Raw genomic sequence first — 8,924 nt, forward strand, 5'->3', positions numbered from 1 at the left:
GGGTGGGGCGCCGTGCCGCTCGGGTGCACGTGCGGCCGGGGGGTGCTCGAGGAGGCGGCTGCCCGGTCCGGCTCTCTTGGCAGTCCGTCAGGCCGTCCCGCCGCAGTGCGTCGCGCGCCCCGTCGAGGTGTTCGGCTTCGCCGCCGTCGAGGGCATCGACTTCAGGGGCGGCTGGATACGGCACCGTCAGGTACGGCTCGTCGGTGCGGAGCCCGTGTCCGTCCTGCCTGAGGGCGGCAGGGTCCGGTCAGTTCCTCCGCCGGACCGACCGGCCGCCGCCCTCGAGGCACTCGTGAAGGAGTTCCCGCCGCCGAGATCACGCCGGCCCGAGCCCGACGGTGAGCCGAAGGCCTTCCGCCCGCTCTTCGTCGACGAGAAGGGCCGGGCCTGCGGTCACGGCGTCTTCGACGAGGGCGCCCGGGAGTCCGCCCCGGCCGCCGCCGGTGTGATCCCTCCGCGTGAACGCGGGGCGAGGCGCCTCCAGTCGGCGCCGGACGACGGTGTGTACACCCTCCGGCCGCCGGCGCCGCCGGCGCCGCCGGCGCCTCCGCGTTTCTGGACGCGGGGGAGGGTACCGAGGCGCTCTTCGGGCGCCTCGGCCACTCGGGCCCGGGCTTCACGCTGCGGACCCGAACGCACCTGCTGTCATCCAGCGGGACCCGGACCCGCAAGGCGATCGACGACGCCGCCGAAGACCCTCCGGCACCCTGGGCGCACCAGTGACCCCGGAGAAACCGATGTGCCCTCAATGAGCCCTGGCGGCCTGACGGTCCCTCTCCCGCACTGAAAAGGGCGAGGCCCGAAGACCCCGCCCGCTCTCAGTGAAACCCCGGCTCAGGGCCACACCAGGCAGTACGGCTGGTGCCCCGCCTCATGCAGCCGGTGCGAGAAGTCCTGCCACTCGTGGAGCAGTTGGTAGACGTTGAACGCGTCGCTGGGGCCGCCGCGGTCGGGGACCGTGGACCAGATGAAGGCGGCCGCGCCCACCGTCTCCTCGCCTATGTCGCGGAGGCGGTCGACGGCCGTCATGGGGAGCTTCACGACCGCGTAGTCGGGGTGCAGGACGACCAGTTCCAGCGGCGGCACCTTGTGCAGGGGGACGCCCTCTATGCCGGTGAGGACCATGGCGGCCATCGTCTCCGGCTTGATCTTGGTGAACATGCCGCCCATGCCGAGCTCGTCGCCGCCGAGCTCCTCGGGGCGCATCGAGATCGGGACGCGGGCGGCGGTGGCGCCGTCCGGCGCGCCGAAGTACTTGTAGGTCACCCCCACTCGACCACCATTCCTGCTTCCCGCGCTCGACGGGTCGATCGGCTCGGCCTCGCCCGGAGCACCGTGTGCCCGACGGGCCTCGTCCGCCTCTTCCGCCTCGCGCCGGTGCCTTCCCCGCCGGGAACGTCGAGGACCGAGGTCGTCAGTCCCCTCGCCCAGTCCGCCACCGCGATGCATATCTCCACCCGACTGCTTTTCTAGGCCGCGTGGCCCCGCCGCGCAACCCGATCATCGTGTCAGTGACCTCCCCCACGGCCGCCCGCCGAAACGTGCGGTGCTGCATCTGCCCGCGGGTCCTTCTCAGCGCCCGGCCGCCCCGGGCCGGGTGAGCTGTGTGCACTCCCACGCCAGTTTCGCAGATCACGGGCGAATCGGGACCGGATGCCCTTGTGGGGGACCGAATACCCGCGTCCGTGAACGGCCGCGGGGGCGGCCGTACGAAACACGCGTACGAAATGGTTGTACGAAAGGGTGGTACGGGCAGGTGGGGCCGGATTACTCACCCGGCCCCGCGGAGGGCTTCGGGCGGGGGTGCGGCCCCCACTCCGGGCCTCGGCAGGAGCCGGGCTCCGGCTCCCCGTCCGCGCCTGGCCTACCCTGAACAGGTCACTCGCAGCCCGAGTCCGAGATGTCGGAGATGCCGGAGAAGTCGCAGGTCATGAGCGAACTGCCCTACCCGTACGAAGCCCAAGCCTCGCAGACGCTGTTCGATCGTGCCGCGGCCGTCACCCCCGGTGGCGTGAATTCACCGGTGCGTGCCTTCCGGGCCGTCGGCGGCACGCCCCGGTTCATGGTGTCCGGCACCGGTCCGTACCTGACCGACGCCGACGGACGGGAGTACGTCGACCTCGTCTGCTCCTGGGGGCCGATGATCCTCGGGCACGCGCACCCCGAGGTGATCGCCGCCGTGCAGGACGCCGTCGCGCGCGGCACCTCCTTCGGAACGCCCGGTGAGGGCGAGGTCGCGCTCGCCGAGGAGATGGTCGCCCGGATCGAGCCGCTGGAGCAGGTCCGGCTGGTGTCCAGCGGTACCGAGGCCACCATGTCGGCCATCCGGCTCGCCCGCGGCTTCACGCAGCGCGCCAAGGTGATCAAGTTCGCCGGGTGCTACCACGGCCACGTCGACGCGCTGCTGGCCGCCGCCGGGTCGGGCGTCGCCACCTTCGCCCTGCCGGACACCCCCGGTGTCACCGGTGCCCAGGCCGGCGACACGATCGTCCTGCCCTACAACGACCTCGACGCCGTACGCGCCGCCTTCGCCGCGCACCCCGGAGAGATCGCCTGCGTGATCACCGAGGCGTCCCCGGGCAACATGGGCGTCGTCCCGCCGCTGCCCGGGTTCAACCAGGGGCTCAAGGACGTCTGCGCCGCGAACGGCGCGCTGTACATCTCCGACGAGGTCATGACCGGGTTCCGTACCAGCCGCGCCGGATGGTTCGGCGTCGACGGCGTACGGCCCGACCTGATGACCTTCGGCAAGGTGATGGGCGGTGGCTTCCCGGCCGCGGCCTTCGGCGGGCGGGCCGACGTCATGGCCCACCTCGCCCCCGCCGGACCCGTCTACCAGGCCGGCACGCTCTCCGGGAACCCCGTCGCCACCGCCGCCGGGCTCGCCCAGCTGCGGCTGCTCGACGACGCCGCCTACGAGAAGGTCGACGCCGTCTCGGAGCGGATCCGCTCCCTCGTCACCGAGGCGCTCACCAAGGAGGGCGTCGCGCACACGCTGCAGAACGCCTCCAACATGTTCTCCGTCTTCTTCACCGACCGGCCGGTGAAGAACTACGAGGACGCCAGGACGCAGGAGTCGTTCCGCTACACCGCCTTCTTCCACTCCCTCCTCGAGAACGGCGTCTACCTGCCGCCCTCGTCCTTCGAGTCCTGGTTCGTGTCCACCGCGCACGACGACCGGGCCGTCCAGCGGATCGCCGACGCCCTCCCCGCGGCGGCCCGAGCGGCAGCGGAGGCGACGGCATGAGCGAGAGCACGGACAAGAACACGGGTACCAGCACGGGGAGCACGGGGAACGGGGACCTCACCGTCGTCCACCTCATGCGGCACGGCGAGGTCCACAACCCGGAGGGCGTCCTCTACGGCCGCCTCCCCGGCTACCAGCTCTCCGAGCTGGGCCGGCGGATGGCCGACCGGGTCGGCGAGCACCTCGCCTCCCGCGACATCGTCCACGTCGGCGCCTCCTCGCTGGAGCGGGCCCAGGAGACGGCCCAGCCCATCGCCAAGCCGCACGGCCTGGACATCGCCACCGACGACCGGCTCCTCGAGGCCGAGAACGTCTTCCAGGGCAAGACCTTCGGCGTCGGCGACGGCGCGCTGCGCCGGCCCGAGAACTGGAAGCACCTCGTCAACCCGTTCAAGCCGTCCTGGGGCGAGCCGTACGTCGAGCAGGTCGTCCGCATGATGGGCGCGCTCGACGCGGCCAAGGACGCGGCGCGCGGTCACGAGGCGGTGCTGGTCAGCCATCAGCTGCCGATCTGGATCGTGCGGTCCTACGTCGAGAAGCGGCGGCTGTGGCACGACCCGCGCAAGCGGCAGTGCACCCTCGCCTCGCTGACCACCTTCACCTACCTGGGCGACAAAATCGTTTCCGTCGGCTACAGCGAGCCGGCCCGCGATCTCGTCCCCGCCCATCTCCTCGCCGGCGCCAAGCCGGTGAAGGGCAAGGGCGCCCCCCAGGGCAAGGCCTTCGGGGCCTAGCCCCGGCGCGGCCCCCGAGCGGGCCGCGCACCTGACGGCCCGGCACGCTTTCGTGACGTTCGTTGCGGAACCTTCGCACGGGGTGAGGAACTTTTGTTCCCGTCACGTCCTCTGAAGGAGTGAACACCGGAGGACGTGACGATCGGGGATGTCATGCGTGCGCTCACCCGCAGGGGAATGCTCGGACTCGGCGCAGGAGCCGCCGCGGCCGTCTCGTTGGCCGGCTGCGGCGGCGACACGGGCCCGGGGCGTACGGGCGGTTCCAAGGGCGGTGACTCCACGGGTGGTGACCGCTCCGGGAAACCCGAGCCGACGAAGACCGCCCGGCCGATCGGCGACGGCTCCACCTCCTTCACCGGCAAGCAGCCCCACCAGCCCTCCCGGCCGGTGCCGCTGGAACCGGGTCAGGCCCCGCCGCAGTTCGTCGTCTTCTCCTGGGACGGCGCGGGTGAGGACAGCCAGAAGCTCTTCTCGCACTTCCGCGAGGTCGCCAAGAAGAACGACGCGACCATGACGTACTTCCTGAGCGGCGTGTACATGCTCCCGGAGGAGAAGCGGGACCTGTACCGCCCGCCGCAGCACTCGCCGGGCCGTTCCGACATCGGCTTCAACGACGCGGAGGGCATCGCCGCCACCGTGGAGCAGCTGCGCCTCGCGTGGCTGGAGGGCAACGAGATCGGCACCCACTTCAACGGCCACTTCTGCGGCGCCGACGGCGGGGTCGGCGAGTGGTCGGTGGCGGAGTGGAAGGACGAGATCGCCCAGGCCAAGTGGTTCGTGAAGGCCTGGAAGACGCACACCGGCATGAAGAACGAGGCGCCGCTGCCCTTCGACTACGACAAAGAGCTCATCGGGGCCCGCACCCCCTGCCTGGAGGGCCAGGAGAACTTCATGAAGGCCGCGAGCGAACTGGGCTTCCGCTACGACACCAGTGGCGTCAACAACCAGGTGTGGCCGAAGAAGAAGCAGGGCTTGTGGGATCTGTCGCTGCAGCTGGTGCCGTTCCCCGGGCACTCCTTCGAGCAGCTCACCATGGACTACAACTTCATGGTCAACCAGTCCGGCACCACCACCCAGGGCGACCCCGCGAAGCACGAACTGTGGGGCGACCAGATGCGGGACGGCCTGCTCGCGGGCTTCCGGCGGGCCTACGACGGCAACCGGGCGCCCCTGATCATCGGCAACCACTTCGAGTCCTGGAACGGCGGCGCCTACATGCGCGCCGTCGAGGAGACCGTCGAGGCGGTGTGCACCAAACCCGACGTCCGCTGCGTCTCCTTCCGGCAGCTCGCGGACTGGCTGGACGCCCAGGATCCGCAGACCCTGGAGAAGCTGCGCACCCTGAACGTGGGCGAGAGCCCGAAGCAGGGCTGGAAGTCCTTCCTGCCCGCCGCGCCTGCTCCGGCCCCCAGGGGTGTGCCCGGGGCGCCCGCGGCGAAGGGGTGAGCGGCGGCCTTCGGCGCGGCTTCGGCGCGGCTTCGGCGCGGCTTCGACCGGCGGCCCGGCGTGAAGAAGACCACTCCCTCGCGGGGCGGGCGCCCCGGGTGCGTAATGTCGTACTCATGAGTACGACAGGAGCGACCGCCGACCCTCCCCCGAGCTCTCGGAAGAGCTCGAGCGGGGGAGACCCCCTTGCGGCCCTGGGCTCGCTGCCCGGTGTGGCCGACTCCGTGGAATCCGTGCGCAAGGCTGTGGACCGGGTCTACGGACACCGGGTCATGCGGCGGCGCAGCAACGAGATCACCTCCGAGGCGGCGCTGCGCGGCGCCCGCGGCTCGGCAGCGCTGTCCGGCGCGGACTGGGCGCTGGAGGAGGTGCGCAGGCGCAGCGACTTCGGCACCGACGACGAGGCACGCACGATGGGCGCCGCGCTGCGGCTGTCCGCCGAGGCGGGGCAGCTGCTGACCATCTGGCGGCAGTCGCCGCTGAGAGTGCTCGCCCGGCTGCACCTGGTGGCGGCGGCCGGCCACGCCGACCAGGTCGGGCGGCCCCGCAAGGAGGGCGAGCCGGTCGACGAGCCCTTGATCGGCCTTCCACTGCCCGGCGCGGCGGAGGCGCACGGCAGGCTGGAGGGCCTGGCCGAACTGGTCATCGGGGGCGGTTCCGTTTCGGCGCTGGTCACGGCCGCCGTCGTGCACGGCGAGCTGCTCGCGCTGCGCCCCTTCACCTCCTGCAACGGCCTTCTCGCGCGTACGGCCGAGCGCATCGTGCTGGTCGGCAGCGGGCTGGACCCGAAGTCGGTCTGCCCGGCCGAGGTCGGCCACGCCGAACTGGGCCGGGAGGCCTATCTGACGGCTCTGGAGGGCTATGTCTCCGGCACCCCCGAGGGCGTGGCCGCCTGGATCGTCCACTGCGGACGGGCGGTCGAGCTGGGGGCGCGGGAGTCCATGGCGGTGTGCGAGGCGCTGCAGCGCGGGGCGGCGTAACGCGCGCGGGGCGACCGGCCTGCGCGGGGAGCGAAGAGGCGAAGGCGGTAAAGGCGGTGAACGGCGGTGAAGGCGGTGAAGCAGTAAAGCGCTTGAGAGACGTTTGCGCCGTCAGCCGCGCAGTGATGCGGCGGTACGAATTCTCGTACCGCCGCTGGCATGTCCACCTGGTTACCAAGCGTCCTCGATATATGCCCATCAGGCCGGGAACTTTGCCCGTTCCTGGTGCGGCTGGCCCGTAATCGACGGGTCGACGTCGCGTGGGTGCCCTGTGTCCATGCTCGGTCCGTGGGGCCAAATGCGTTGTAAAGGTGATCCTCTCGGATGCCCTTGGTCTCGCGGGCCGTTGAGTCCTTTGTACTCCAGGTTCCAAGCAAGCGGAAGTGGGGGGCCTGCTTCTTTACTTTTATGTTCAAAGGCATACTAATCGGACGCCGGTTCGCCGGCCGGAAACCGGCCTGGCCGGTGCGCCTTCGCGGTGGCCGGTCAGGCCACCGTCGTACGGCGCCGGCTGGTGTACCAGACCAGGCCCGCGGTGGCTGCGGCGGCTCCTATGGCGGCGGCCACCGCCAAGGCCGGGCGGGGCGGGACGGAGAGCGCGGGGAGGCGCTGCTTGAGCCGGACGGGCCGGTGGAAGTCCAGGATCGGCCACTCGCGCGTGACGGCTTCGCGGCGCAGCGCCCGATCCGGGTTCACGGCGTGCGGGTGGCCCACGGACCCCAGCATCGGCAGATCGGTCATCGAGTCGCTGTAGGCGTAGCAGCGGGCGAGGTCGTAGCCCTCCGACTCGGCCAGCTCCCTGACCGCCTCGGCCTTCGTCGGGCCGTACGCGTAGTACTCCACCTCTCCGGTGAAGCACCCGTCGTCGCCCACGACCATGCGGGTGGCGACGACCCGGTCCGCGCCGAGCAGCTCGCCGATCGGCTCGACCACCTCGGCGCCCGAGGTGGACACGATCACCACGTCCCGGCCGGCGGTGTGGTGCTGCTCGATGAGGGTGGCGGCCTCGTCGTAGATGATCGGGTCGATCAGGTCGTGCAGGGTCTCGGCGACGATCTCCTTGACCTGCTGGACGTTCCAGCCGCGGCACAGTGCGGACAGGTACTTGCGCATCCGCTCCATCTGGTCGTGGTCGGCGCCGCCGGCCAGGAAGACGAACTGGGCGTATGCGGTACGCAGGACTGCCCTGCGGTTGATCAGGCCGCCTTGGTAGAACGACTTGCTGAACGTGAGCGTGCTCGACTTCGCAATGACCGTCTTGTCCAGATCGAAGAAGGCCGCTGTGCGGGGCAGTGAGTGGTTTTCCACGCCCTGAGCATAGGTGCAGCCCATTCGGCGTAAGGTGTGGCGCGTGGGTTTGCCTAAGAGGGCTCTCGGGTACACCATGGAAGTCACGGATCGTTCGCGACCGTGCTAACCCGGTCCGGCTCCTCCCCCCCCGAGTCGGCCGTGGGGACGACCCCCGCTCTCCCCCCCGGCGGGGGTCGTCGCATGTCCGGGTGAATTTTCCTTCTCCTCGACGCAACCGGGACGCCGCTCGTCGGCCAGGTCCCGGTTGTTTTGTCATGCGCATGATCCGTGACTCTTTGTGTTCGCAAGGATGCTCTGCGGGATTCGCGCATGGGTCGCTCAGGGCTCACCGGTATGGGGGACGGCGATATTCACAAGCGTCAACCTGTCCACAGTTTTTGACCAAGATCCACACGATTTCCCGGATCGCTGCACCGTGATTCCAACGCGTACCGCCCGCGGCGAGTTCACCGCTCGTTCCGTTTGCCGAGTCGCGTACGACCGGTTTCCGCCGGCCGTTCATATCGAGGCCGCTTGCCGGTTCTCACACGTTGGGGAATCGCGGGGCCGCAGAAGCATCGCGAGATGCAGCGAAGGGGGAAGGAAATGGCAGGAACCGTCACGCACGACCCGCCGCCCGCCGCCGGAGGAGGCAGGCAGGGCGGACCGCTGATCGTCACCGAGGACGCCGGGCTCCTCGACGACCTGCTGCGCCTGTGCGCGGCGGCCGGTGCCACCCCGGAGGTCCATCACGGGGTGCCGGAACGGCGGGGCAGCTGGGAGGCCGCACCGCTCGTCCTCGTCGGTGACGACGCCGCGCGGCGGGTGCGCGGTGCCACGCGGCGTCGCGGAGTGGTGCTGGTCGGCCGTGACCAGGACGACTCCGGGGTCTGGCGCCGGGCCGTCGAGATCGGCGCCGACCATGTGCTGATGCTGCCCGACGGCGAGCAGTGGCTGGTCGACCGCATCGCCGATGTGGTCGAGGGCGTCGGCCGGCCGGCCCTGACCGTCGGTGTCCTCGGCGGCCGGGGCGGGGCCGGAGCCTCCACGCTCGCGTGCGCGCTCGCCGTCACTTCGGCGCGCGAGGGGCTGCGCACTCTCCTGGTGGACGCGGATCCGCTGGGCGGCGGACTCGATGTGGTCCTCGGCGGCGAAACGGCGGAAGGGCTGCGCTGGCCCGCTTTCGCCGCCGACCCGCCCCCGTGAGGCGGCGAAAGCGGGCCAGCG

The 8,924-nt window shown here is 70.9% G+C and carries 6 protein-coding genes and 2 pseudogenes; 6 read left to right on the plus strand and 2 right to left on the minus strand.

The window, feature by feature from the left end:
• Positions 1-106 precede the first annotated feature (106 nt).
• Positions 107-752, plus strand: a pseudogene (locus AOK11_RS47005) (site-specific integrase); the annotation flags it as partial.
• An 82-nt stretch (positions 753-834) separates the two neighbouring features.
• Here AOK11_RS47005 and AOK11_RS18475 read toward each other — a convergent pair.
• Entirely contained in the window at positions 835-1,449 is a 615-nt protein-coding gene (locus AOK11_RS18475; protein WP_079048245.1) for a hypothetical protein, read from the minus strand.
• Positions 1,450-1,930: 481 nt separating this feature from the next.
• On the opposite strand from AOK11_RS18475, the gene hemL reads away from it, so the two are divergent.
• The 4 genes from hemL (at position 1,931) to AOK11_RS18495 (ending at position 6,407) form a co-directional block, all read left to right on the plus strand.
• Complete coding sequence (hemL, locus tag AOK11_RS18480; protein WP_055594830.1) at positions 1,931-3,247, plus strand: glutamate-1-semialdehyde 2,1-aminomutase; 1,317 nt, start codon at positions 1,931-1,933, stop codon at positions 3,245-3,247.
• Positions 3,244-3,981, plus strand: coding sequence for a histidine phosphatase family protein (locus tag AOK11_RS18485; protein WP_055594827.1), 738 nt, complete (start codon positions 3,244-3,246; stop codon positions 3,979-3,981). The genes hemL and AOK11_RS18485 overlap by 4 nt, the downstream gene beginning before the upstream one ends.
• Positions 3,982-4,158: 177 nt before the next feature.
• A complete protein-coding gene (locus AOK11_RS18490) occupies positions 4,159-5,427 on the plus strand; it encodes a polysaccharide deacetylase family protein (protein ID WP_107098620.1) in 1,269 nt (422 codons plus the stop codon).
• Positions 5,428-5,543: 116 nt separating this feature from the next.
• Positions 5,544-6,407 (plus strand): Fic family protein, encoded by an 864-nt coding sequence (locus tag AOK11_RS18495; protein ID WP_055594828.1) that lies wholly within the window; start codon positions 5,544-5,546, stop codon positions 6,405-6,407.
• Positions 6,408-6,893: 486 nt separating this feature from the next.
• On the opposite strand, the gene AOK11_RS18500 is transcribed toward AOK11_RS18495, so the two are convergent.
• The gene (locus AOK11_RS18500) at positions 6,894-7,739 is read right to left on the minus strand and encodes an HAD family hydrolase (protein WP_055594829.1); all 846 of its coding nucleotides are present in this window, start codon (positions 7,737-7,739) and stop codon (positions 6,894-6,896) included.
• Positions 7,740-8,303: 564 nt separating this feature from the next.
• Between AOK11_RS18500 and ssd the strand changes: the two are divergent.
• Positions 8,304-8,888, plus strand: a pseudogene (gene ssd, locus AOK11_RS18505) (septum site-determining protein Ssd); the annotation flags it as partial.
• Positions 8,889-8,924: the final 36 nt, after the last annotated feature.

Origin of the sequence: Streptomyces hirsutus, from assembly GCF_001418415.1 — a bacterium.
Lineage (GTDB): Bacteria > Actinomycetota > Actinomycetes > Streptomycetales > Streptomycetaceae > Streptomyces > Streptomyces hirsutus.

Excerpts from the sequence above, each read along its gene's own strand:
- AOK11_RS18475 (WP_079048245.1), bottom strand. The coding sequence starts at position 1,449 with ATGCATCGCGGTGGCGGACTGGGCGAGGGGACTGACGACCTCGGTCCT.
- hemL (WP_055594830.1), top strand. The coding sequence starts at position 1,931 with ATGAGCGAACTGCCCTACCCGTACGAAGCCCAAGCCTCGCAGACGCTG.
- AOK11_RS18485 (WP_055594827.1), top strand. The coding sequence starts at position 3,244 with ATGAGCGAGAGCACGGACAAGAACACGGGTACCAGCACGGGGAGCACG.
- AOK11_RS18490 (WP_107098620.1), top strand. The coding sequence starts at position 4,159 with ATGCTCGGACTCGGCGCAGGAGCCGCCGCGGCCGTCTCGTTGGCCGGC.
- AOK11_RS18495 (WP_055594828.1), top strand. The coding sequence starts at position 5,544 with ATGAGTACGACAGGAGCGACCGCCGACCCTCCCCCGAGCTCTCGGAAG.
- AOK11_RS18500 (WP_055594829.1), bottom strand. The coding sequence starts at position 7,739 with ATGGGCTGCACCTATGCTCAGGGCGTGGAAAACCACTCACTGCCCCGC.